The organism is Corallococcus aberystwythensis (genome assembly GCF_003612165.1).
In the GTDB taxonomy this organism is placed as follows: domain Bacteria; phylum Myxococcota; class Myxococcia; order Myxococcales; family Myxococcaceae; genus Corallococcus; species Corallococcus aberystwythensis.
The window spans coordinates 1-23,086 of the sequence record NZ_RAWK01000160.1 but is presented as its reverse complement, the minus strand read 5'-3'; the positions used below and the strand labels follow the sequence as shown (position 1 = coordinate 23,086).

Here is a 23,086-nt window from a genome sequence, read left to right as displayed (position 1 = left end):
CTCAAGGACATTGGCAAGCGCGCGGCGATGCTCGCGGAGCGCGAGGCGATACTGGCCATGCTCCAGCGCACCGCGTGGAACAAGCGCCGCGCCGCCGGCAAGCTGCGCATCAGCTACAAGGCGCTGCTCTACAAGATCAAGGAGTGCGGCATCATCGACCCTCGCGCGAGCGCGGAGTTCTAGGCCGTCCCTGAAGACGTGAGACGACGGCCCTTCTTCCGGATGACGGGAGGAGGGCCGTTCTCTTTGGGGCGGGCCTTGCACGAAGCGGGTCTGGCCCGGTATCGCGGAGGGCATGACCGCTCCGCTCATCCTGCTTGGCTGTGGCTACACGCTCACGCGGTTCGCGGTGGCGGAGGCCCGCGCGGGGCGGGAGGTGCTGGCCACGACCCGGGATGCCTCGCGCCGTGCGGTGCTGGAGGACGCGGGTGTCCGGGTGGTGTCGCTGGAAGAGGCGCTGTCACGGGCGGAGGGCTCGCACGTGGTGGACTCCGTTCCTCCGGAGGCCGGGCTGGATGCCCGCTTCGCGCAGGCGCTGTCCGGCTCGCGTCCCTCCCGGCTCGTGTACCTGTCGTCCACGGGCGTCTATGGCTCCGCTCGCGGGCACGTGGATGAGGCCACCCCGGTGGATACGACCTCCGCGGTCGCTCGCGCCCGGCTGGAGGCGGAGGCCCGCTTCCTTCCCCTGGGCGCTAGCGTCATGCGCATCGCGGGCATCTATGGCCCGTGGCGCGGCTCGATTGGACGCTTGAAGGCGGGCACGGCGCGCATCCCGGAGTCGGGTGGGGGACGGCTGTCCCGCATCCACGTGGACGACCTGGTGGACGCGGTGCGCGTGGTGCTCGAGCGCGGCGGCCCCGGCGAAATCTACTGCGTGGCCGACCGCCGGCCCGCGACGCTGGAGGAGACGGCCGCATGGCTCTGTCCCCTGATGGGAATCCCCATGCCGGCGCGCGTGCCCTTCGAGTCCCTCCATGAATCCCTGCGGGGCGACCGCGCCATCAGCGCCGCGAAGCTGGAGGCCCTTGGCTGGACGCCGCGCTTCCCGGACTTCACCACCGGCTTCCTCGCGGCTTTGGAGGAGGAGGCTCGCGAGTTGCCCCTACTCCGGTGACTCCGCGCGGAGGATCTGCTGCAGGTCGAGCTCCGACCAGTCCAGCTCCTGCTCCACCTGCTGGAACGCCGCGTCCCCGATGGTGCCGTCCGCCCGGAGGTCCGCCAGTCGCTTGCGTCCGGCCGCCATCGCGGTGCGCACCATGTCCGCGTCCGCGGTGGGCGGCCCCCAGGGCGAGCTGGGGCCCGCATGCGTCCCCGGGCTCGTCAGCGCATGTTCCTCCAGGAGCTGCCGCGCGCGCCGCAGCTGCAGCTCGTACCGGCGCCGGACCAGGGCGGACATCTCCGTGCCTGGGGACTCCCGCGAGGCTTCCAGGCCCGCGCGCAGCGTCTCCACGCGGGCGAGCCGCACCTCGTGGTCCACCTCGCCGTCGTCGTCCAGCCTCAGCCGCGTCATCAGGGGCCGCAGCGTCATCCCCTGCACCACGAGCGTCCCCAGCACCACGGAGAAGGACGTGAAGAGGATGAGGTCCCGGTAGGGGAAGGCCGCGACACCGTCGTGCCCCGTGGGCAGCGCCAGCGCCGCCGCGAGCGTCACGATGCCGCGCATTCCGCACCAGCCCACCAGCACCGCCGCGCCCGGTGAGAGCGTGACGGGGGTGGACTTCGACTTGCGCTGCCTCCAGCGGGTGAACGCCCCCGCGCCCATCACCCAGGCGAAGCGCGCGAGGATGGCCGCGCCCGTCACCACCGCCGCGATGGCGCCGTACTCCAGCCACGTCTCCCGGTCGAAGCGCGCGACGATGGTCTTCAGCTGGAAGCCCACGAGCACGAAGGCCAGCACGTTGAGCACGAACGTCGCCACCTCCCACACCGCGTAGGACGGGATGCGGATCCGCGCGGGCGTCAGGATGGAGGCCGTGCGGGAGATGCTCATCGCGTAGACCACGGTCGTCAGGATGCCGGACAGGTGCAGCCGCTCGGCGAGGATCCACACCGCGAACGTGCTGCCGAACTGCGTGATGACGGCCGTGGCCACGTCCTCCACGAGGAAGTTGATGCGCAGGCTCACCCACGACAGCCCCACACCCAGCGCCACGCTGCCCACCATGACGACGAGCAGCATGGGCACCGCGCTCCAGCCCAGCACGCCGCCCGCGGCCACGGCCCCCAGCGCGAGCCGGTAGATGAGCAGGGCGCTCGCGTCGTTGAACAGGCTTTCGCCCTCCAGGATGACGAGCAGCCGGTGCGGAGGCTTCAGCTGCTTGAGCACCGCTGTGGCCGCCGCCGCGTCCGGGGGCGCGACGATGGCGCCCAGCGCGATGGCCGCCGCCCAGGGCATGCCGGGCACCATCGCCCGCACCGCCACCGCGACGGCGATGACCGTGAGCACCACCGCGCCCAGGGCGAGCCCCGCCACCGGCCGCCAGTTCGCGCGCAAATCCCGGGGGGACGCGTCGAACGCCGCGTCCAGCAGCACCGGCGCGACGAACAGGGTGAGCGCCAGCTCCGGATCCAACACCAGCTCCGGGCTCCCCGGCACGAGCGCCAGCACCGCCCCCGCCAGCGCCACCAGCGCGGGGTAGGGCGTGCCGAGCCGCCGGGACAGCGCCGCCAGCCCCGCGCCTCCCAGCAGCAGCCCGATGACGATCTCGAACACCAGCATGAAGGCCTCGCGGAGCAGTCCACCGGGGATTTCCCCGCGACCTAGCCCAGGACGGGCGTCCGCGGACAGTGGCGAATTCCGGACGGCGGAAGCGGGCGTTCCGTGGAGGGCTCCGTGCGTCATCAGCGGATCGCGATGGATGCCATCAGCCGGAATCAGGGCACACCTTTGCGAGGCGGGGTCCCCCGGTGACAGGCTTCCGCCTTCGGGCCGCGTGGAAGCGCGCGGCTTGCGCGAAACCCAGTTCGATGGGGGAACAGAAGATGTCCAGGTCGTTGCTGTTCGCGGCGTTCAACGAGGGCGTCCACCGTTCCATGGCCGGCAACCACGAGGCCGCGCTCCAGTCATTTGATCAGGTCCTCGCCGTGGATCCGCGCCACTTTCCCGCGCTCACCGCGAAGGCCTTCGCCCTCAAGCAGCTGGGGCGCACCGAGGAGGCGCTGAAGGGTTTCCAGCGCGCCATCGAGCTGGACCTGTCCGCGGCGGATCCCCACCGTGAGGCCGCGCTCTGCCAGCTGGAGCTGGGCGAACCGGAGGCCGCCTCCCTCCTGATGAACCGGGCGGTTCAACTCAACCCCACACCCGGGTACAGGGAGGCCGCGGCCATCGAGGTCTACCACCTGGGTAACGCCCTGCTGACCCAGGGCCGGCGGCCAGACAAGGCCCGCTACCGGCTGGCCCGTCAGGTCTTCGAACTGGCGCTGGAGCTGTCGCCCGCCTACGTGGAGGCGGCCAAGGCCCTGGCCGACGTCTGGGAGCACCTGGGAGACCCTACCCAGCGGGAGCACTACACCCAGATGGCGACCCGGCTGCGCCCCGCCTCCTCCTGAGGCCGCCCGTATCAAATTTTTACAAATGCGGAGGGAAAGGGTGGGACGCCGGTGTTGAATGCCGAGCGGCCCCCCCACCAGGAGAACCCTTCGCATGATCGTGATGCTCGAGCCGGATTCCCCCGAATCCGTCGTGAACGCCGTCCTCCAACTCGCTTCGCAGTACGAGGGCGTCACCCCGCGTGCCCACGTGGTCCAGGGCGCCGAGTCCACCATCACGGAGTTGTACCTGCTGGGCTCCACCGCGCAGGTTCCGCTGGAGCCCTTCCAGCAGCTGCCCGGCGTGCGCCAGGTGGTCCGCGTCTCGCAGAAGTACCGCATCATCGGCCGGCACGGCGGTCAGCGCACCACGGCGGGCTTTGACTACAACGGCGTCAGCTTCGGCGACAGCTCGGTGAACCTCTTCGCCGGCCTGTGCGCGGTGGATTCGCTGGAGAGCGTGGACGCGATGATGGCGGCGCTCGCCCGCTGCGGCATCACCACCACGCGCATGGGCGCGTACAAGCCGCGCACCAACCCGTACGAGTTCCAGGGCCTGGGCGCGAAGTGCCTTCCCTGGGTGTTCGACTCCGCGGGCAAGCACGGCATCAAGGTCATCGCGATGGAGGTGACGCACCCGCGCCACATCGACGAGATCAACGACGCGCTGAAGAAGTCGGGGGCGCCCACGGGCGTGATGCTCCAGGTGGGCACGCGCAACGCGCAGAACTTCGAGCTGCTCAAGCAGATTGGCCAGCAGCGCGCCTTCCCGGTGCTCTTCAAGCGCGGCATGGGCATCACGCTGGAGGAGTCCCTCAACGCGTGCGAGTACGTGGCGAGCGAGGGCAACCCCAAGATTGTCTTCTGCCTGCGTGGCGTGAAGACGCACCTGGGCGACCCGCACCGCAACATGGTGGACTTCGCGCACGTGCCGGTGGTGCGCCGCCTCACCCGCATGCCGGTGTGCGTGGACCCCTCGCACGCCATTGGCCGCGCGGAGGCCCCTCCGGACGGGCTGCCGGACATCTTCCATGCCATTGGCCAGGGCCTCATCGCGGGCGCGTCCATGGTGCTGGTGGACTTCCACCCGACGCCGGAGAAGGCGCTGTGCGACGGGCCGCAGGCGCTGCGCCTGGAGCAGCTGGGCGCGCTCCAGCGCTACACGAACATCGTGCGCGCCGCGTACACGGAGGCCGTGCGCAACGGCGACGGGACGCAGGCGGGCGCCAAGGCCGCGGCCGTCAGTCGCTGAGCGCGTAGCTGCCCAGGACCCGGAGCGACGTGCAGACGCTCCGGGCTTCGCCCAAGGCCGCCTTCACCGGCGCGGAGTCCACCGCGCCGTCCACGTCCAGGCACCAGCGGTAGTCCCAGGCGCGGACACCGCCGGGCCTCGACTCCAGCCGCGCGACGTTCACCCCGTGCGCGGCGAAGGCCATGAGCACGCCCGCGAGCGCGCCAGGGCCGTCATCGAGCGTGAGCACCACGGACGTCTTCCACCGCGAACCGAGATGCGGCGGCACGGCCGGGCCCACCGCGAGGAAGCGGGTGGCGTTGTCCGGCGAGTCCGCGATGCCCTCGGCCAGCACCGTGAGGCCGTAGAGCTCCGCCGCGGTCCGGCTGGCGATGGCCGCCGTTCCCTCCAGGGCTTCCTGTGCCACGCGCCGCGCCGCCACTGCGGTGTTCGCTTCGGGCACGGGCTCCAGGTGGTGCTTCCTCAACCAGCCCGAGCACTGCGCCAGCGCCTGCGGATGCGACAGCGCGCGCGTGAGGCCCTCCAGCGTGCGGCCCGGCGGCGCGAGCAGGCAGTGGCGCACGCGCAGGCGCAACTCCCCGGCGATGGGCGGGGTGAACTCCAGCAGCAGGTCCACCACCTCCGCCACCGGCCCCGCGAGCGCGCTCTCCATGGGCACCACGCCGCCGTCCACCGTGCCCTGCGCGACGGCTTCGAAGACGGCGCGGAAGGTGGGGCAGGGGATGCGCGTCACGGAGGCGCCGAAGAGGGCGCCCGTGGCCTCGTCGCCGTACGCGCCGCGCTCACCCTGGAAGGCGATGCGGCGGGGGGCGGCATCAGCCATCGACGGGCTCCGCGCGTGGGTACGTGCCCAGCACGCGCAGCGACGACGTGAGCGGGCGCAGGTCGTCCAGCGCCGCCGTCACCGCGGCGGACGCGGCGTGGCCCTCCACGTCCAGGTAGAAGCGGTACTGCCACGGCGCACCCGGGATGGGGCGCGACTCCAGCTTGGAGAGGTTCACCCCACGCTGCGTGAGCCGTTGCAGCACCTGGCCCAGCGCGCCTGGACGGTGCTCCAGCACGACGAGCAGCGACGTCTTGCACGGCACGTCCGGCGCGAGCGGCGTGGGCTGGCGCGCGACCTCCACGAAGCGCGTGAAGTCCGAGCCGGGCTGAAGGTCGCTGGCGAGCACCACGAGCCCGAAGCGGCTCGCCGCGGACTCGCTGGCGATGGCGGCCACGGTGACGTCGTTGCGGTCCGCGACCATCTGCGCGGCGATGGCGGTGTCCGGCCCCAGCACGGCGCGGGCCCCGGGCACGTGCGTGCGCAGGAACTCCTCGCACTGCGCCAGCGCCTGCGGATGGGACAGCACCTCGCGCAGGTCCTCCAGCTTCGCGCCCTTCAAGCCCAGGAGCCGGTGGTCCACCTGGCTCACCACCTCGCCGGTGATGACGGCGTCGCCCGCGGCGAGCACGTCGTAGACCTCGTTCATGCTTCCGGCGGTGGTGTTCTCGATGGGCAGGAGCAGCAGGTCCTGCTCACCCTGCTTGAGGGCCTCCACGGCCTGACGGGCGGAGTCGAAGCCCGTGAGGAGCACGCCGCCCGGACGGTGGCCGTAGCGCTGACGGGCGGCCAGGTGGCTGTAGGAACCCTCGACGCCCAGGTACCCCACGCGCAGGGGCGTGGTGTCCAGCCGGGTCACCAGGGCCTGCTGCCGGGCCACGGACATGTCCAGGATGACGCGGTAGAGGCGCTCGATTTCGTGCGGGTCCAGGCCGCGCTCCGCTGCCCGGCCGCGCAGCTTGCGCAGGAGCAGGTCCTCGCGTTGCGGGTCCCGGAAGGGCCAGGCCGTCACCAGCTTGGCGCGCGCCACGTCGTCGGCCAGGGCCATGCGCCGCTGGAGCGCATCGAGGATGTCCTCATCGATGCGTTCGATTTGCGTCCGCAGGGTCTCCAGGGTGGGGATGTCCGCCATGGCCGGAACATAACAACTCAGGTTGGAGGCGCGGACTTCTCTGGAGCGCCCTTCACATTCCCAGGCGCCGGGCGAGCTCCGGAGGCACCGGGTAGACGGATTCCTTGGGCAGGAGGCGCGTGGCCTGGTCCGCGCGGCCGTCATCCATGTGCTTGCGCAGCTTCTGGACCAGGGGCGTGAGGTCGGTGATGGACACGGTCCAGTCGTCCACGAAGCGCTGGATGACGGCGCGGCTCAGGCCCACCTGGATGCTGTCGTGGGGCAGGCCCGCGCCGCGCAGCGTGCGCTCGGGGTCCCATTGGACGTGGACGGGCGCGGTGTCGAAGGCCTTGCGCCACGCGTCCGGTGAGCTGTGAGCGCGGGGCTCGTAGCCGGTGAGGACGGCGGAGCCCAGCGCCTCTTCCCAACCCGAGCGTTTGATCCGCACCGCGAGCGTGCGCTCCTGGCCGCTCTTGCGGCCAAAGTTGGAGCGGTGCATGAGCCACAGGAGGCTGGGTTTGATCCACGTCATCCGGCCCACGGAGAACGGAGGACCGAACTTCTGCTGCTTCAAGGCCACGTCCGCGATGGCGTCGGAATAGGCCTGGTACATCACGATGGTGGCTCGGTCGAAGTCGGCGCGGACTTCGCGGGCGGCGCTCATGGGGTGGCTCTGGACTTGGGCTTCGGCTTGGGTTTCGCGGACGCGGTCTTGGGCAGCTGCGTCTTGCCCATCTTGAGGACGAGCTCGAAGTGCTCGGCGGGGGTGGGCGTTACGCTGAGCCGGCTGCGGGTGATGAGCGGGAAATCCTTGAGCGCGGGCGTGGCCTTGATGGTGGCCAGCGTCACCGGCGCGGTGAAGGCGACCACGGGGCCCACGTCCACGGAGGCCCAGTCCTCGCCCGGGGCGGTGGGGTCCGGGCCCGGCTTGGAGAGGACGCAGGCCACGCCGACGACGGCCTTGTCCTCATTGGAGTGGTAGTAGAGGCACAGGTCCCCGGGCGTCATGGCCCGCAGGTTGTTGCGCGCCTCGAAGCTGCGCACGCCCGTCCACTCCGTCCTGCCGTCCTCCTCCAGCTTCGCGTACGCGTAGACGGAGGGTTCGCTCTTGATCAACCAGTACCGCAGAGTCGCCATGGCGGCGCACCCTAGCTCAGGGCGATGGTTCGTGCGCCAACTCCGTGCCCTTGCTCTGAAGCAACGCAGCGGATTGCTGGGGATGCCTGTTTGGAAACTCGAAATGCGAAGGAGGGATGAGAATGTCTCTGACGGATAGGATGATTTTTACGGATCCGATGCCACAACCTCCCAGGCAGCCTCTCCGGATTCCAGGGGGGTGGATGATTGAGCATAACGAATTGAGTCAGTTGGCGCCCGATGGGGCAGCGGATGATCTCCAGTTCTGGCTGTGCTTCACCGAGGATCTTCTACAGTTTCGTAATCCTCGGAAGGATTTGCTGCTGGACGTCGGCTGGTATCCGGACTCCAGGCCGGATGGGGCGTTTCGAGCTGTCTTGCTTCGTGGCGAGGACTGGGAGCGTCCCGTGGTGGCTTGTGAAACGCGCAGCCTCGCTGTGTTGGTTGAGAACATCGAGAAGTGGTTGCTCTGGCCCCACGTGTGAGGCTTTTCCTTTCTTACCGAGGTGATCATGGCCACGGGACTGGCCTGGACACCTGGACTCTCCTTGGCTCAGGGGGGCGTTTCGCGCGCCAGCGCCGCGCCCTGGCGCTCGTGGAGTTCCAAGAGCTGCGCGTTGTCCATGGTGGAAACTTCATCCCGGGTGGGGTCCTCGTCCGTGTAGCCCACGCGCCGGGCGGCGTCGTCGAGTCCAGGGAAGATCGTCCGCACCGCGGCCCAGCTGCTCCGGTCATCCTGGGCCTGGGCGCAGGGGAGGGGCAACAGGATGCTGGCGGTCCCCCCCTGGGGCAGCTTTTCCGGCAGCTCGTTGAAGGACAGGGCGGCATCCTCGGGGATGCGCAGGGGTGATTTCGTGTCCGTGAAGCGGGCCACTACCGGGAGCGTGCGCACGTCGATGCCACTCCGCTGCCTTCGCGTGGGCCGGCCATAGGTGAGCGGCGACATGTCGATCTGGACGGCGCAGGTGTCCGAATGAACGGACAGCATGAAGGCATCGCCCTCCTGGATGTCGACGCGGAAGAAGCGTGAGATGCCGATACCGGGATCAAACAGATGGACTTCGTGGGGCCCGCTGGAAATCGGATAGGCGTGGTGTTGGCCGACGAGAAGCACTGGCTCCACGGGGTTGGTATCCACACGCAGGTCGAACTCCCGTCCGGGGGCCTTGCCGCTGGCGATGACGTGGAGGCGGCCCCCGCTGTCGAAATTGATGATCAGGATGCTTCCCACCACCACGACGAGGATCCCGATTCCGAGCAGCATGGGAACCGGTGAGGAGGATGTTTCAGCGAGCTCCGGCGTGAGCGCGGGAGGCGGTGGTGCATTGCCTCCCAGCAGCGTGTCACTGTCGGGCGTCTTGGGCGCGATGATGAGTGAGAACACCCACCGCACGAGGAGTACCAGGAGCAGGATGCCTAGGGCCTCCAGCCCATTGCCATCAACGATGAACCGGATGAACCGGACCATGTGTTCCCCCCTGAAGTGGCGCTCTCCGTCGCTTCAGGAGGGTTCATGGCACGCCCTGTTTTGGAACGTCAAGGCACGCGGCTCAAGCCCCACAGCCCCGTTGAGAACGGCGGGTCGATGCTGGCGCGGCCTGCGCTCATAGGCGGGTTCTGGGTTTCGGCACGTGATTCCGGATGACGTGATGCCGCGGTGGGGGCGGGAGGCTGCGGCAGAAGCTCAGTCGAGAGGGTAGCTCACAAGAGAGTGGACAGGAACTACGCCTGAAGGCGTCCCTATCCGAGGATACTTGGATGATCTTGGTGCGGTTAAGACATTTGTCGATTTTCCAGATGAGGTGAACAGTGGGAAATAGAGTGCAGTTAGTCTCCGACACAGACCGTCTCTTTCCCGTGCAGGCATTCTTTAATGGCATTTCGGGAGGGAGGTTTGTCCAGGTCATGAGGGACCTGGTGGCTGGAGTCAGCTATTTTCTTGATGTTGCTTCGTGTGAATTTCCTGGGTCGCTTGACCCATGGGAGGAACGTTTTGACGGCGTGAGGTTCTCTTTGTTTGAGGAGGTGGTTGTTGTGGATTATGATGTCTTTGTTAGATTCGCCGTGGCGGCGTGTAGGGCCCATGTTGAGGTGCGGCCGGAACACCGAGCAGAGCTGGAGTCTATTCTGGGCGGACTTCCGGGATTCGTCGGGTTGTGAGATGGATTGGTGTTCGGCGATTCCTGGGTAAGGCATCCGCTGGTTTGGGAGCGTCAAGGCGCGGGGCCTACACTCCACAGACCCACGGTTCCATCCCCCTTGGCCCAGGCGATGAAGCGGCCATCGGGTGAGAAGACCGCATCCCCCGTCTCGAGGTCATCGCCGTTCGAATGGCTGAGCAACAGCTCGCCGGTATCGAAGTGGTAGAGCGCGAAGCCCCGGCCGCCAGCGGACGAGACCATCAACTCCCCATCGGGGCTGAAGTCGAGGTTGGTCACGTAGTGACTGTAGTCGTTGAATCTCCTCAGGACTCGACGCTCATTCACATCCATCACCACGACCTCGTGGACGCCTCTGGCGACGAGCAGGGGCAGCGTGGGGTGGAATGCAACGCTCGCCGCGAACTGAAACCCAAGGGGATGAACCCAGGGACGAGAGCTCGCCTTCAGATTCCAGAGGTAGAGAGCTGCCTGGTCATGGTTGTAATAGTTCACGATCGCGGCCGCGAATCGTGAGTCCTGGGAGAATGCACACGCCTTGACCTGGACGTGCCACTCAACGCCTTGCAGGTCACGAATCCATTTCCAGGCCGCCACGTCCCAGAGGAGGGCCTCGCCCCGTTCCAGGACGGCCAGCAGCATGCCGTCCCGGGACATGGCCAACCCGGTGGCGGGCGCGGAGAGGGTTTCCTCACGCCAGAGCGAGCCGTCCGTCGTGGAGAAGGCCATGAGCCGGGGCCTCCAGGTGACAGCGGCCTCCGCGACCGGCGGCCCTGCGGTCACGATGTGATTCGAGCCGTGGAAGAGGGCCTCGATGGGCTCCATCTTCAGCTCCACCGAGCCGCTGGCGACGTCCGTTGCCGTGTCCAGGTTCCACCACCGCAGGCGGGAACTCCAGGCGTCTTTCGCGAGCAGCCGGGTGCCTGACGGGTCAAAGCAGAGCCTCTCCCAGCGTACGGAGTCGAGCGGGGAGCCCAGCTGCCGCACATGCTTCAGGCCGGGCGCATTCGCAGCGGTGATGACCGCACGGGTCAGGTCTGTCAGGCTCATGTCGTGTAGGCCGGAATGGAAACGCGCGTGGGAAAGAAGACTCCGCCCGTCAAGTCACTGGCGGACGTGGCCATGGAGAAGGCGTGGACGATCGAGGAGAAGCGGCCTGACGACCGAAAGGCCCTCTTCGAGGCGTACTTCACGGCGGCGCGGCTCGGGAAGATGGAGGCCATGACGAACGTGGGGCTCCATTACCTCTACGGAGATGGCGTCCGGCGTGATCCGAAGCGCTCCCGGATGTGGACGGAGAAGGCCTCCGGACTGGGAGATGACGTCGCGGCGTTCAACCTGGGCCTTGCGTATGAGCTGGGAAAGGGTGTCCGCAAGAGCCTGAAGAAGGCCAACGCGTATTACGAAACGTCCGCGAAGGGAGGATACGCGGAAGCGCAGCTTGCCCTGGGCTACAACTATTCCAATGGCGTGGGCCTTGTTCCAGACCCCATGCGTGCCTTTGGTTGGTTTCGACTGGCGGCGAAGCAGGGGCATGCCAGTGCCTCGTTCAACCTGGGGTTGATGTTCGAGAAAGGCGACGGCGTGCCCAAATCCAAGGCGCGAGCCATGCGTCACTTCCGTGACGCCGCGGCCCTGGGACATGCCAAGGCCACCAGACGGATGCGAAAGCTTGAGAAAGCCTAGTCAACCGATGTTTGTCTTGCTGAACACCCGCAGCGCCTCCGCACAGAAACAGCGCCAGGAGGATCAAGGCCTCCGGGATGCGGCCCTTGAGGAGCAGCACGATGATCGTGACGACGGCGACCACGGTGGACTTTATTGGCGCACGGCTTCCCCCCAGAAGTGGCGTCGCAACTACTTCTGGGAGTCATGGCACGCAGGGTTTTGAGACGTCAAGACACGGAGGCCACGCCCCACAGCCCAACGGTCCCGTCTCCCTGTCCCCAGGCGATGAATCGGCCATCGGGTGAGAAGAGCGCGTCACTCGATTGAAATTCGTTATCGTCCTCATGGCTGAACATCCTCGCGCCCGTGTCGAACCGGTGGACGGCGAAGCTCTGGCCTGCACCGCCGACGACCAGCAGGTCTCCTGCGGGGTTGAAGTTGAGACTGCTGGGGAGGCAGTAGAAGTTCTTGAGGGTCCTCGTGATGCGGACTTCCTTCACATCGACCACGTCGACAACGATGGTGTCTCCACCTGCGACCAGCAGGGGTTCCGACGGATGGAATGCCACACTCCATATGAAGCGTGCTGTCAGCGGCAGATAGTCAGGCCCGGTGCCCTTTTCCAAATCCCAGAGCCAGATGCCCGACTGCGTTCCGTCATCGAGTGTTCCGACTGCCGCGACGTAGCGCCCCTCGGGAGAGAATGCACAGCCAGTGACCCTGGCGGGAGCATCAATGCCGCCAAGGCCGCGCACCAGCCTCCAGGTATCCAGGTTCCACAACTGTGCTTCGTCTTCCTCCATCAGCACCAGCGCCAGGTCATTCCAGGAGGTGCCAAAACCTGAAACGGTGGAGGGCAGCGCGGCCTCACGCCGAAGCTCGCCGTTTTCGACAGACAAATCCATGAGTCGATACCGCCAGGGCACGGCGGCCGCCGCGACCGGCGCGCCAATACCCACGATGCTGCTGTCGCGGATGAAGCCCGGCTTGAACGCAGCCAGCGTGAATTCGCCGTCACCGGCGGTTTCCTCCGCGTCGCCAAGACTCTTCCACCAGCGCATTCCCGAGCCGCTCTTGTCCTTGGCGAACAGGTGATTGCCTGTCGGAGCGAATCCAAGGTGTTGTCCCCTGCCGACTTCGGTTCGAGGTGAGCCCAATTGTCGCACGCGCGTCAGGCGCGCCGCATTGTTCGGGGTGATGACAGGCAGAAGCGGCTTCATGTTCACTCCATGCTTCAAGGTGCTGGCACAGCGAACGCAACGGACAGCGGAGGTGCGAAGATGCACCCCCGCCGTCACAGGTTACGGAGTCAGATCCACGTGGGTGGCATCACCCCAGATTTTAAGCAAGATTTTCGACTCCTGCTCGGTCAAGTGCCTCGCGAAGGCGTTCTTCGACTTGGCCATCGTTGCCTGGCGGAACCATTGATTGAGGGCATTCCATGCGCGAGGGTCCAGTGCTGGCACAATGACGTTGTCGTCCGTCAGTTTGGCGGCGATGTCATCGGGCGCCCATTGGCCAGGGGTGTGCGAAACCTCTTTTTTGAGATGGAGTCGCGGGCGTGCCTGCGTGCCTTGAAGTGCGACGCGAACAATGGACCCGTCTTGGTGTGCCCAAACATCCTGCGCGGCGGTGGCCGACCTTTTGACGAAGCCCTTCTGGGCCAGGATCAACTCCACCTCCGGCAGAATCATCCCCTTCATGGGGGGCATGTTGCGCACGGCCAAACCGAAGTTCTTCACGAAAAGCGTGTCGTTGACGAGCCTGTCCCATAGCCAATCGATCTTCAGGGTGGTCACCTTCTGCATCGCGCTTCCGCCGACCGAGTGGGCGAAGGTGGTGATGAACGTATCCCCATAGGTGTCCGCGAGGAATTTGATCTGCGCGCCGGTGAGGTCCTCCAGGTGGGAGAGGGCGCTCTCCCCCAGCCGGCTCCGCAGCAGGCGGGCCTCGGCGGCTCCCAGGTCCAGCACCAGGTTGTCCAGGATGCGTCCAACGCGCCCCGCGACGGGGGCCATGGCCATGACGCCGTGCCAGAAGGCACCGCTTCCGATGATGACACCCAGGCCCGAAGCAATCCGTTCTTCCGTGGAAAGCTCCTCGCCGCCCGGCATGCAGAACTTCTTGCCGGTCACCGCCTCGCACAGGTCGAGCACGTCTCCCACCGGTGTGAAGCCCACCGCGAACCTGCTGACCTCCACGGCCGCCGTGGCGACGGCGTTCGTGAGCCGCGTCAGTTCCGACAGGGCGGGGAGGTCCACGCTGAAGATGGACGCGGCCGCTCCGTGGAGCACTGCATTGATGGTGTCGAGGAGCAGCCGCTCCTCGGGCGTCATCGTCGAATCCCAGCCGGACAGCGCATCCTTCAGGGCCGTGGCCGCCTGGGGCGTCCGGGCCATGAGTACGGAATCCAGCCGGACGCGCATGTCCACGGGGATGGGACTGTCCAGGAACCAGTCCGACTCATCCATGAAGCTCCGCACATAGGTCGCCACCGTCTGGCGGGCATTGAGGAAGGCCGCCCACTCCTCGGTCGAGACCGCTGTCCGGGTCTCGAGCGAACGCTGCATGGCCCCCACATTGGTGCGCCAGGCGCGAACCGTGCTCAGGAAGCCCAGCCGATCCAGGCTGGCCGTGTTGCCCATCTGCTGTTGGAGACGGGTCAGGACCTGCTGCGCGTAGGCGGCATAGGGGTCGTGCTCGGGGTCGAAGTCCCCATTGGGAACGACTTCCGGCACCGTGACGTCCGGGACGTCGTCCAGCCCATCGCCCGGCTCGAAATGGTCCGCTGAGCTCAGGTCATGGCCCGCCTGCGCAACGGCGGCTTCGACCAGGGAGGAGGCCTCGTCCACGTGCAGTCCCAGCTCCGTGGTGATGCGGGCGATCTCCGCGCGAAGCTGCTCGACGTTCTTCTTGAGGTCCTCCACGAGCTCCACCAGCGCCTGCCGGGTCGCGGTGGGCACGTCCGGATAACGCCTGAGCAGCGCGTCGAGCTCCGCCGCGGTCAGCTCGTCGAAGCCCTTCTGGAGCAGGGTTTCCAGCTCGTCTTCAAGGCTGTCGAGCCGGGCCTGCTGCGCACCCAGGTTGGCGATCCGATTCGCGTTGTCCAGGAGCCTGTTGCGGTCCTCGTTGATGTTCCGCTCAAGCCTGTCAATGCGATCCGCCAGGCCAGGGTTCAGCTCGCGCAGCCCGAAGCTGATGTTTGTCCTTCCCTGAAAGCCCGTGCCGATGCGCTGAAACGAGAACAGGGTGATGGAGGGCTGGCCCGGACGCCGCAGCTTGACGAGCTCCGACGTCTTCGTCCATTGGTTCCCATTCTGGGTTTGGACGCGGAAGTCGAAGCGGTTGTCGCCCGGGCGCAGCAATATCGAATCAAACAAGGCGTGGAAGGCATTGTAGCGGTCGAGGTTTTTCGCGACCCGGTGTTGGTAGGGAAGCGTGTAGGTCGGCAGGGGGATCTGGTTGACGTTGAAGTAGGGGTCCCCCTCGTTGGACAGGACCGGGTCGACGTTGCTTCCCTGGGATACGTAGGAGAGGGACTCCCAGTGGATTTCATATTCGGCCGCGCGGGCCGTGGGGACCATGAACAGGGTCAATGCCAGCGCAAGCAGAAGATTTCGCATCAGGAATGCTCGAGGACGAAGGGCGGTAGTGAATGCATGGGGCATGGCGGTCCTCACAAACCGTCCGACACACGCAGGGCGGCGTCATGGACCGTGGCGGCGGCCTTGAGCTGCCCCGCGGCCGTCAGGGCTTCCACTTCGGCCAGCAGCGCCGCGGGCACGCTCCCCGCCTGTCGCATCATGGCCACGTTGAGCCGCAGGGTGCCGGGGAGCGTGGACGTCCTCCAGGACCTGACGCGGGAGAAGTCCCGCCGCATGGCGACACACCCCGCCTCCCGCCAGGAGCGGGTTCCCGCCGCGGGAGGCGCGCAGGCGGGCTCGAACTGGAGATACGACTCCATCTGGTCGAACTTCTCCGACAGGAATGACAGCTTCAGCACCGTGCTCTTGGGCGCCACCTGCCAGAGCTGGGTGCTCCGGGGGGTGACGTCACTCAGGAAGCGTTGGGAGGCCGTGAGGAACGCCTCGTCCGCCAGCGCCTGCCGGGTGGCCTGATCCGCCTCCAACGCGATGAGGGCCTCCCGCCGCTGCTTCATCCCCTCCAACAGCCGTTCCAGGGTGGTCAGCGTCTTGCGCTTGCGGGCTTCGCAATAGCCCTCGATACCCTCCACCATCTTCCTTTCCCCCACGACCAGGTCCCCCATGCGCAGACCGCGCGTCGCGATGAGCTCGCGTTGGGGCACCAGGCTGTCCGTGTACTCCTCCTGCGCGCGGGCGAGCAGCGAGCGCAGCCTCCGGGCTTCCGTGACCAACGCGGTGGTCGCCCCGCTTTCCTGATGGGAGAGGTCGGCCGCCGTGAGCATGGCGGTTTCCAGCCCCTGGAAGCCGGCCGTGGACGCCTGGGCGGCCAGGGCCTGGAGCGCGGCGATGGAGGCGGCCTCCGTGTTCCTGTACGCCTCGAACTGCCCCACGAGCGACACCACCTGGGGACTCAGCGCCTCCAGGGTGGTTCGGGCCTCGGCGATCCGCAGGTCCAACCGGGTCATGCCCGCCTTGACGTCCGCCGCCTCCAGCACGATGGGGTCCTGGTAGGCGCTGGCCTTCGCCTTCACCTCCTGTTCCGCGTGCGTGCTCATCCTGTCCACGCGTTCGGTGACCTGGGAGATGATGAACCTCTGCTCGCTGATGCGGTTGGACCGATCCACTGCGTGGATCTTGAGGCTTTCAAGCAGGGTCTCGGCGCTCTTCTGGGAGTTCTTCAAGAAGTCCGTCACCTGCCGCTGCGCGTCCAGCCAGACGACGAGCTCGGATGTGGAGGCTTGCGACGGGGGGGCCCCCACCCACAGGTTGATGACCTGGTAGCGGCACGCGAGGTCCGAGCCGCACCGACTGGCCAGACGATTGTCGATCCTGTCGTAGACCACCTGGGGCGTCTGAGGGGCGAACACACACTCGACGCTGCCGATGGGAACGGAGGCGCAGAATTCGGGAACGTAGGCTTGCTGGGCCTGATGCTGGGGCTGCACGGGTGGGGGTTTGTCTGTCTTGGGTTGGGGTGAGCAGCTCAGGCTCAGCGCCGCCACGAGCGCGGCTCCAAGACCGTGGAGATAAGAGAATGGGTTCATGGTTCGGGAGTCCATCAGGGCAGCCAGGGCGCGAGCTGGGTCATGGCCAATGACTTCTTGTTCTTGAGGCGGAGGACCTCGGTCTTCGCGGCCTCGTACAGCTGGGCGTAGTCCGGGGGATTTCCGCCCTGGCGCGCGAGGATCGCGTTCAGCCGTGCGAGGATCTCCGCCGCGCCCGGGCCGAGGTGGTCTTCCAGGGTCATGACCGTTCCGTCCGGACGCTGCCAGTCCTCGGGCTTGCCCAGCACCCAGAGCGAGCCGTGGAGGCGCAGCAGCGCCAGGCGCTCCTCCATGGACAGGTCCCCGCAGTCGAGGATCATCGACTCCACGGCGGGGCCGGCTTCGAGCGCAGCGGCCCGGAGCTCCTGCATGGTCTCGTTGGAGAGTTCGACGCGGAAGCGGTCTGCCAGGCTGGACATGAGCGCGTAGGCGCGCTGGTAGAGCATCAGCTCCTCCATCCGGGCCGCGTGGCCTTCCGCGGCGGCGATGTCCGCGTCCAGGGCGGTGATGAGCGCCTGGGCCTCGGCCGTGCTGGAGACGTCCACCTCGTTCCAGGAGACCTCCAGCTTGATGCGGCAACTGCCGTCGAGGACCGCGGAGGCCGTCCAGGTGGACGCATCGCTCAGCGTGAAGGCACTCACGGGCGCGCCTCCGGCCGCTCGCAGCCGGACCTCTTTGTTGTTCTGGAGATAGGGGATGAAGACGGGCGGCGCTCCCGTCGTTTCGGCCCGGGCCTCCAGCGGGTACTGGGTCGAACAATTGCCAGACACGACGGAGCGGAGCGTCGTCCGGAGCGGCACGGCGGTTTCCGCCGTGGGGGTGGTGAGCAGGGCCTGCGGAAACTGGCAGTTCATCAGCCGGTTGAAGCGCAGCTCGCACCGGGTGGGGGAAATGACGTCATGGACATCCGCCGCGTGGGTCGCGGTGGGCAGCAACAGGGCGCACGTCGCCCCTGCGACCAGCAATCGCATCTTCATGAAGGCTCCGTTGGGTGATTTCAGGGGGAATTACAGACAGAACCCGGGACGGGACTGGTCCGGAATACAATCCGGCAGGATGAGGCGCGCGTCGATGATGTCCGCGACCAGGTTGTAGTTCTCCCAGATGTAATCCGCATCCGCGACGCGAAGCGGGGGGAGCGTGTTGGCGCGCAGCTCCACCCGGACCGGCGTGTAGGGTTGAATGAGGGCTTCGATCTCGAAGAACTCATGAACGCCGATCCCCCTATGCGAACCCGGCGCGGGCAGCACTCTCGTCGCGACGTCACGCCAGACATCGTCCAGACCGAGCGTCTGAAGCGCGAGCGTCGCTGACATGTCGATTCCAGGGAGACTGACGGTCACGGGCCGCTGTGCGTAGAGAAGGACCTTGACCTGTCCGCGCACATACCGGGCCTGGGAGTGGCTCAAGAACCCGGGAATCCGAAGGAAGGCATGGTCTGACTTGGCCGTCAGCAGGGGCATGGTGAAGAGGCTGGTCCCCCACTGGGAGGGATTCGACGGGCAGTGGATGACGGACTGGCCCCAGCCGCTGAGGTAACGGCCGTCCGGCCAGTTCCATTGCTGGGTATGGCGGCCATTGTAGCCGTCAAGCGGAGCAGGCACGGTGGGGGACAGATCAAACCAGTACGTGGAGGGCGGAGACGCGGTGGGGCCTGCGCAAGGCACGGTATGGGTCCGATCCCAGCTGCTCCAGCTGTCATTGGGGTGCTGGGCCGTGCAGACACTCTGGCTGGGCCGGTTCGCCCAGTTACACATGTCGAGGGAGATCTCCTGGACATACTGTGACGAGGCCGCCGTCAGTCCCTCAGCCCGTGCATCATTCGGGAAGCCTCCCATTGCCAGGCTCACGAGGGCGAGGTGGAGCGCGGCGAAGGTCCTTCCCACTCGCATGACGGAGCGTGGGATGTTCAGGAAGCCAGTGTTCTTGGGTGCGGTAGCCATTGTTCGTGCTTCTCCCGTTGCTCGACACGCCAGAAGACGTGTGAACGTGAGAAGCACCTTGGGATGGCAGGCGTGACGGCGGCGTGACGGGCAGCTCACCCCACGTTGGTCTTGCTGAACACCCGCAGCGCCTCCGCCACGCTCCAGGCCTGGGCAAAGCAGCCTCGTGGGCGGTAGGGCTCCGTCGCGTCGAAGATTTCGGAAATCTGTCCGATGCCCGCGTGCGACAGGTGGTCCTCCATTCCAGACAGCAGGGCCCGTGCGGCCTTCAGGTCCGGGGCCACCTTCAACGTCGCGTCCACGTAGTGCCCGATGAGCCAACCCCAGACCGTGCCCTGGTGATAGGCCGCGTCCCGGGTGCGGAGGTCTCCGTCGTACGTGGGTTTGTAGTCCTTGCTCCCCCGCGCCAGGCTTCGCAGCCCCACCGGCGTCACCAGCTCCCGGCGCACCACCTCCAGCACCTGCGCCCACCGCTCGCGCTTCAGCACCGGGTGCTTCAATGAGATGGCGAAGACCTGGTTCGGCCGCACGTGCGCGTCCTCGCGGCCGTCCTCTCCGTCCACCACGTCGTAGAGGCATCCGCCCGCTTCGTTCCAGAAGCGCTGGTTGAAGCTTTGCTGGGCCCTCTCCGCCGCGCTCCGGTACGGCCCCGCGTCCTGTCCCAGCCGCTCCGCCCAGCCCGCCATCAGCCGCAGGGCGTTGAACCACAGCGCGTTGATCTCCACCGCCTTGCCCCGGCGCGGCGTCACCACCCAGCCGTCCACCTTCGCGTCCATCCAGGTGAGCTGGTAGCCCTCCTGCCCCTGCCGCAGGAGCCCGTCCGCCGGGTCCACGCCAATCTGGAACCGCGTGCCCTTCTGGTGGTGCGCCACGATGTCCTGCAACGTCGGGAACAGCTCGCGCAGCAGTGCCTCGTCTCCCGTCTCCTCCAGGTAGCGGTCCACCGCATGGAAGAACCAGAGCGTCGCGTCCGCCGTGTGGTAGACGCCCTCGTTCTCTCCGTCCGGGAAGTAGTTGGGAATGAGCCCGTCCCGCACGTAGCGCTGGAACGTGCGCAGGATGGCCGCCGCCTCACGGTAGCGCCCCGTGGCCAGCGTCAGCCCGTCCAGGCTGATCATCGTGTCCCGGCCCCAGTCCGTGAACCACGGGTAGCCCGCGATGACGCTCCTTGCGTCCAATCCCATCGACCGCGCCCACGCGGCGTCCGCCGGCCTGGGCGGATCGATGATGAACTGGTCCGCCGCCAGCACCAGCCTCGCCGGAACACTCGTGCGCGCGTGCTCCGGGGCCTGCTCCAGCAGACGCTGCTGCCGCAGCAGCTCCCGCTCGAAGACCTCCGCGGGCTTGCGCTCCAGCAGGTGGACCGGCTTCTCCGTCGTGAGCCCGAAGGCGAGCGTGCTCCCGGACTTCAGCGTGGCCGAGAAGTAGCCCGGTGAGTGCTGCACCTCCGTGAAGTCATACCCGCGCGCCTTCTCCAGCCGCAGGTGCTGCGGCTGGGACGTCTCCGCCAGGCTCACGAACGGCGTGGGCCCTTCCGAATAGAGGCGCATCCGCTGCACGGGCCCGTCCTCGCCGTTGCGCAGCTCCACCAGCGGGCCTCGCAGCGTGACGATGGGCTCACCCACCTCCTTCAGGAGCGGTCCGTCGTGTGGACGCAGCACCGGGAATGGCCTGAGGTGCAGCGTCACCTCCGGACCGGCCAGGTGCTCCCACTCGAGGAACACCGTGTCCTCGCCGTGCACCATCACCATTCGCCGGCGCAGCCGCGCCCCTCCCACCGCGTACTCCCAGACGGGAATCAGCCCCTCCAGGTGGAAGTGCCGCAGGTGCCTCGCGCCGTCCTCTATCGCGCTGCCGTCCGCGCGCTCCTCGGAGGTCAGCCGGTAGCGCTTCCCCTCCACCAGCGCCGCCTCCTCCAGCCTCGCCATCAGCACCGTGCGGCCCAGCTTCTCCAGCGTGGGGATGAACAGGCCGTGGTAGCGGCGCGTGTTGCAGCCCACCACCGTGCTGGAGGCGTAGCCCCCGCGGCCGTTGGTCAGCAGCCACTCGTGTTTCACGCCGGCGCTGAAGTCGGCGCCGTCCGGGAAGTCGAATGACAGGCGGGGCAGGGCAGGGACTGGTGCATTCACGCCTTTGTCTCCTCCTCACTCGTCAACACGAGCGGGGTGTGTCCGGCCACCGTCCATCCTCTGGAATCGGAGGCATGCCCATTCCGCTGTGGCGGGCCTAGTCACTGGATAACAACTGGGCGGAGACTCGTGGGAGGGGTAGGGTGAGGAGGACAGGCGGACGGCCAGGCCCTCGCCACCGCCGCGAGCGCGCCGGAATCCCCTCGCCCGGAACCCTTGCGACCCGCTTCCGGGCTCCGCACCTCACCCAGAGCCTTCGGGCGCGCTCCGATTTCCCGAGGAGACACGGCGTGGCCATCGTGAAGTCAGCGGGCATCACCGGCCGTCAGCACGGACTGGCCGAGCAGGTCTTCTCCCGCGCCGCCGGCGCGCCGCTCGTGCCGGGCAACGACGTGCAGCTCCTGCGCGACGCGCGCGAGAACTATCCCGCGTGGCTGCGCGCCATCCAGCAGGCGCAGCGCTCCATCCTCTTCGAGAACTACATCATTGAAGATGACGAGGTGGGCCGCGGCTTCGCGGAGGCGCTGGCCGCCCGCGCCCGCGACGGCGTGCAGGTCCGCGTCCTCTATGACTGGCTGGGCTGCCAGGGGACCGCGTCCCGTCATTACTGGAACTCCCTTCGTGACGCGGGTGTGGAGGTGCGCTGCTTCAATCCCTTCCAGTTCGACCGGCCCCTGGCGTGGCTGGGCCGCAACCACCGCAAGACGCTCACCGTGGACGGCGAGGTGGGCTTCGTCTCCGGCCTGTGCGTGAGCCACAAGTGGGTGGGTGACGCCCAGAAGGGCGTGGCCCCATGGCGCGACACCGGCCTGGAGATCCGCGGCCCCGCCGTGGCGGACCTCGTGCGCGCCTTCGCCCAGGGCTGGAGCACCGTGGGGCCTCCCTTGGATGAGGATGGCTGCCTGTCCGCTCGCGCCTCCGTGCCCATGGGGGACGTGTCCCTGCGCGTGGTGGCCGGCGTGCCCTGGAGCGCGGGCCTCTTCCGCGTGGACCAGCTCATCGCGTCGCTCGCGCGCAAGCGGCTGTGGCTCACCGACGCGTACTTCGTGGGCACCGCGACCTATGTCCAGGCGCTCCGGGCCGCGTCGCGCGACGGCGTGGACGTGCGGCTGCTCGTGCCTGGCAGCAGCGACATCCCCGCGCTGCGCCCGCTCACCCAGGCCGGCTACCGCCCCCTGCTGGAGGCCGGCATCCGCGTCTATGAATGGAATGGCACCATGCTCCACGCCAAGACGGCCGTGGCGGATGGCCTCTGGGCGCGCGTCGGTTCGTCCAACCTCAACCCCGCGAGCTGGCTGGGGAACTCCGAAATCGACGTCGCCGTGGAGGACGCTCCCTTCGCCCAGCGCATGGAGGCCATGTACCTCCAGGACCTGGAGCACGCGACGGAGGTGGTGCTCAGCGGCAAGGAGCGGCGCTTGAAGACCGCGCCTCCACTCCCGCGCTCGCAGCGGGGCGCTCCCGGACGGCGGAACAGCATGAGCCGCGCGGCCGCGGGCGCGGTGCGCCTGGGCAACACCGTGGGCGCCGCCGTCGCCAACCACCGCGAACTGGGCCACACCGAATCCAAGGTCGTCTTCGGCGCGGGCGTGGTGCCCCTGGCCCTGGCGGGAGTGGCGCTCTACTGGCCCCACGTCGTGGCCGTGCCGGTGGCGCTCGTGGGGGCTTGGGCCGGTATCGCCCTGTGGATCCGCGCCGTGCGCCTGCGCCGCCAGGAAGCCCAGGGCACACCCCAGCAGCCGCTGCCGGAGCAGGAGGTGCCGCCCCGCCCCGCGGCGCTGGAGCCGCGCGCCCTGCCGGAAGCGCACGCTCCGGAAGCCGAGCCGCCCCAGCCCTGAAGAAGGGAAGGGCAGGGCCCGGACATGACAAGGGCCTACGGGCCGGCAGCGGAAGGAAGCCCCAAGCTTCCCACTTCGCTGATCCGGCCCGAAGGCCCTGGAACTTCCTACAGCGTTTCAGACCGCGTTCGCGTGAGCGCTAGGCCTGCTTCGCGACGCCCGCGGGCTCCGCCGCCTTGCCATTCAAGAGCGCGCTGCCGCCGTACAGGGCCAGGCCGACCATGCCCAGCACGCCCGCTTCAATGCCGTTGCTCATCGAGGCCCCCATCAGCCCCACGATGCTGGTTCCGAGCATGAACACCACCCCCAC

Annotated in this window: 21 protein-coding genes; 8 read left to right on the top strand and 13 right to left on the bottom strand. The window is 67.7% G+C overall.

Translation table 11 applies throughout. From position 1 onward, the window contains the following. A partial coding sequence (locus D7W81_RS24900) for a helix-turn-helix domain-containing protein (protein WP_279637848.1) occupies positions 1-183 on the top strand: 183 nt, incomplete at its 5' end. A 112-nt stretch (positions 184-295) separates the two neighbouring features. Beyond that, positions 296-1,114, top strand: coding sequence for an NAD-dependent epimerase/dehydratase family protein (locus tag D7W81_RS24895; protein WP_120557883.1), 819 nt, complete (start codon positions 296-298; stop codon positions 1,112-1,114). Here the strand turns inward: D7W81_RS24895 and D7W81_RS24890 are convergent. Continuing rightward, a complete protein-coding gene (locus D7W81_RS24890; RefSeq protein ID WP_120557882.1) occupies positions 1,103-2,719 on the bottom strand; it encodes a cation:proton antiporter in 1,617 nt (538 codons plus the stop codon). The genes D7W81_RS24895 and D7W81_RS24890 overlap by 12 nt on opposite strands. Positions 2,720-2,982: 263 nt before the next feature. Here D7W81_RS24890 and D7W81_RS24885 point away from each other — a divergent pair, with 263 nt between their 5' ends. Continuing rightward, a complete protein-coding gene (locus tag D7W81_RS24885) occupies positions 2,983-3,549 on the top strand; it encodes a tetratricopeptide repeat protein (RefSeq protein ID WP_120557888.1) in 567 nt (188 codons plus the stop codon). Between the two features lie 94 nt (positions 3,550-3,643). Beyond that, on the top strand, positions 3,644-4,780 hold the full coding sequence (locus tag D7W81_RS24880; protein WP_120557881.1) for a 3-deoxy-7-phosphoheptulonate synthase: 1,137 nt from the start codon (positions 3,644-3,646) through the stop codon (positions 4,778-4,780). On the opposite strand, the gene D7W81_RS24875 is transcribed toward D7W81_RS24880, so the two are convergent. Genes D7W81_RS24875 through D7W81_RS24860 form a run of 4 tightly spaced genes read right to left on the bottom strand, consistent with a single transcriptional unit; the run spans position 4,770 to position 7,851 of the window. After that, positions 4,770-5,603, bottom strand: coding sequence for a prephenate dehydratase (locus D7W81_RS24875; protein WP_120557880.1), 834 nt, complete (start codon positions 5,601-5,603; stop codon positions 4,770-4,772). The two genes, D7W81_RS24880 and D7W81_RS24875, sit on opposite strands and share 11 nt — an antisense overlap. Beyond that, on the bottom strand, positions 5,596-6,735 hold the full coding sequence (locus D7W81_RS24870; protein WP_120557879.1) for a bifunctional chorismate mutase/prephenate dehydratase: 1,140 nt from the start codon (positions 6,733-6,735) through the stop codon (positions 5,596-5,598). Before D7W81_RS24870 ends, D7W81_RS24875 begins: the two co-directional genes overlap by 8 nt. Positions 6,736-6,787: 52 nt before the next feature. Beyond that, a complete protein-coding gene (locus tag D7W81_RS24865; protein WP_120557878.1) occupies positions 6,788-7,378 on the bottom strand; it encodes a DUF4291 domain-containing protein in 591 nt (196 codons plus the stop codon). Beyond that, positions 7,375-7,851: an EVE domain-containing protein gene (locus D7W81_RS24860; protein WP_120557877.1), complete on the bottom strand. Its 477-nt coding sequence runs from the start codon at positions 7,849-7,851 to the stop codon at positions 7,375-7,377. The genes D7W81_RS24865 and D7W81_RS24860 overlap by 4 nt, the downstream gene beginning before the upstream one ends. A gap of 203 nt (positions 7,852-8,054) precedes the next feature. Here D7W81_RS24860 and D7W81_RS24855 point away from each other — a divergent pair, with 203 nt between their 5' ends. After that, positions 8,055-8,336, top strand: coding sequence for a hypothetical protein (locus D7W81_RS24855; RefSeq protein ID WP_147445609.1), 282 nt, complete (start codon positions 8,055-8,057; stop codon positions 8,334-8,336). A gap of 68 nt (positions 8,337-8,404) precedes the next feature. Here D7W81_RS24855 and D7W81_RS24850 read toward each other — a convergent pair whose 3' ends face one another. After that, the gene (locus D7W81_RS24850; protein ID WP_120557875.1) at positions 8,405-9,319 is read right to left on the bottom strand and encodes a hypothetical protein; all 915 of its coding nucleotides are present in this window, start codon (positions 9,317-9,319) and stop codon (positions 8,405-8,407) included. 341 nt (positions 9,320-9,660) lie between these two features. Between D7W81_RS24850 and cdiI the strand changes: the two genes are divergently transcribed. Beyond that, the gene (gene cdiI / locus D7W81_RS42075) at positions 9,661-10,011 is read left to right on the top strand and encodes a ribonuclease toxin immunity protein CdiI (RefSeq protein ID WP_158621681.1); all 351 of its coding nucleotides are present in this window, start codon (positions 9,661-9,663) and stop codon (positions 10,009-10,011) included. A gap of 53 nt (positions 10,012-10,064) precedes the next feature. Here the strand turns inward: cdiI and D7W81_RS24845 are convergent, their stop codons facing one another. Then, complete coding sequence (locus tag D7W81_RS24845; RefSeq protein ID WP_147445607.1) at positions 10,065-11,060, bottom strand: WD40 repeat domain-containing protein; 996 nt, start codon at positions 11,058-11,060, stop codon at positions 10,065-10,067. Between the two features lie 27 nt (positions 11,061-11,087). On the opposite strand from D7W81_RS24845, the gene D7W81_RS24840 reads away from it, so the two are divergent. Then, positions 11,088-11,696 (top strand): tetratricopeptide repeat protein, encoded by a 609-nt coding sequence (locus D7W81_RS24840; RefSeq protein ID WP_244227407.1) that lies wholly within the window; start codon positions 11,088-11,090, stop codon positions 11,694-11,696. Between the two features lie 209 nt (positions 11,697-11,905). Here D7W81_RS24840 and D7W81_RS24835 read toward each other — a convergent pair whose 3' ends face one another. The 6 genes from D7W81_RS24835 to D7W81_RS24810 all read right to left on the bottom strand — a co-directional run bounded on the left by D7W81_RS24835 (position 11,906) and on the right by D7W81_RS24810 (position 20,938). Then, a complete protein-coding gene (locus D7W81_RS24835; RefSeq protein WP_147445606.1) occupies positions 11,906-12,898 on the bottom strand; it encodes a WD40 repeat domain-containing protein in 993 nt (330 codons plus the stop codon). An 81-nt stretch (positions 12,899-12,979) separates the two neighbouring features. Further along, a complete protein-coding gene (locus D7W81_RS24830; RefSeq protein ID WP_244227406.1) occupies positions 12,980-15,301 on the bottom strand; it encodes a hypothetical protein in 2,322 nt (773 codons plus the stop codon). Between the two features lie 53 nt (positions 15,302-15,354). Continuing rightward, positions 15,355-16,689: a hypothetical protein gene (locus D7W81_RS24825; RefSeq protein ID WP_244227405.1), complete on the bottom strand. Its 1,335-nt coding sequence runs from the start codon at positions 16,687-16,689 to the stop codon at positions 15,355-15,357. Positions 16,690-16,880: 191 nt separating this feature from the next. Beyond that, complete coding sequence (locus D7W81_RS24820; RefSeq protein WP_244227404.1) at positions 16,881-17,843, bottom strand: hypothetical protein; 963 nt, start codon at positions 17,841-17,843, stop codon at positions 16,881-16,883. Between the two features lie 30 nt (positions 17,844-17,873). Continuing rightward, entirely contained in the window at positions 17,874-18,809 is a 936-nt protein-coding gene (locus D7W81_RS24815) for a hypothetical protein (RefSeq protein ID WP_244227403.1), read from the bottom strand. 95 nt (positions 18,810-18,904) lie between these two features. Continuing rightward, positions 18,905-20,938 (bottom strand): amylo-alpha-1,6-glucosidase, encoded by a 2,034-nt coding sequence (locus D7W81_RS24810; protein WP_120557871.1) that lies wholly within the window; start codon positions 20,936-20,938, stop codon positions 18,905-18,907. Positions 20,939-21,228: 290 nt separating this feature from the next. Between D7W81_RS24810 and D7W81_RS24805 the strand changes: the two genes are divergently transcribed. Further along, entirely contained in the window at positions 21,229-22,776 is a 1,548-nt protein-coding gene (locus D7W81_RS24805; RefSeq protein WP_120557870.1) for a phospholipase D-like domain-containing protein, read from the top strand. Positions 22,777-23,086: the final 310 nt, after the last annotated feature.

Excerpts from the sequence above, each read along its gene's own strand:
- D7W81_RS24895 (WP_120557883.1), top strand. The coding sequence starts at position 296 with ATGACCGCTCCGCTCATCCTGCTTGGCTGTGGCTACACGCTCACGCGG.
- D7W81_RS24890 (WP_120557882.1), bottom strand. The coding sequence starts at position 2,719 with ATGCTGGTGTTCGAGATCGTCATCGGGCTGCTGCTGGGAGGCGCGGGG.
- D7W81_RS24885 (WP_120557888.1), top strand. The coding sequence starts at position 2,983 with ATGTCCAGGTCGTTGCTGTTCGCGGCGTTCAACGAGGGCGTCCACCGT.
- D7W81_RS24880 (WP_120557881.1), top strand. The coding sequence starts at position 3,644 with ATGATCGTGATGCTCGAGCCGGATTCCCCCGAATCCGTCGTGAACGCC.
- D7W81_RS24875 (WP_120557880.1), bottom strand. The coding sequence starts at position 5,603 with ATGGCTGATGCCGCCCCCCGCCGCATCGCCTTCCAGGGTGAGCGCGGC.
- D7W81_RS24870 (WP_120557879.1), bottom strand. The coding sequence starts at position 6,735 with ATGGCGGACATCCCCACCCTGGAGACCCTGCGGACGCAAATCGAACGC.
- D7W81_RS24865 (WP_120557878.1), bottom strand. The coding sequence starts at position 7,378 with ATGAGCGCCGCCCGCGAAGTCCGCGCCGACTTCGACCGAGCCACCATC.
- D7W81_RS24860 (WP_120557877.1), bottom strand. The coding sequence starts at position 7,851 with ATGGCGACTCTGCGGTACTGGTTGATCAAGAGCGAACCCTCCGTCTAC.
- D7W81_RS24855 (WP_147445609.1), top strand. The coding sequence starts at position 8,055 with ATGATTGAGCATAACGAATTGAGTCAGTTGGCGCCCGATGGGGCAGCG.
- D7W81_RS24850 (WP_120557875.1), bottom strand. The coding sequence starts at position 9,319 with ATGGTCCGGTTCATCCGGTTCATCGTTGATGGCAATGGGCTGGAGGCC.
- D7W81_RS24845 (WP_147445607.1), bottom strand. The coding sequence starts at position 11,060 with ATGAGCCTGACAGACCTGACCCGTGCGGTCATCACCGCTGCGAATGCG.
- D7W81_RS24835 (WP_147445606.1), bottom strand. The coding sequence starts at position 12,898 with ATGAAGCCGCTTCTGCCTGTCATCACCCCGAACAATGCGGCGCGCCTG.
- D7W81_RS24830 (WP_244227406.1), bottom strand. The coding sequence starts at position 15,301 with ATGCGAAATCTTCTGCTTGCGCTGGCATTGACCCTGTTCATGGTCCCC.
- D7W81_RS24820 (WP_244227404.1), bottom strand. The coding sequence starts at position 17,843 with ATGAAGATGCGATTGCTGGTCGCAGGGGCGACGTGCGCCCTGTTGCTG.
- D7W81_RS24815 (WP_244227403.1), bottom strand. The coding sequence starts at position 18,809 with ATGGCTACCGCACCCAAGAACACTGGCTTCCTGAACATCCCACGCTCC.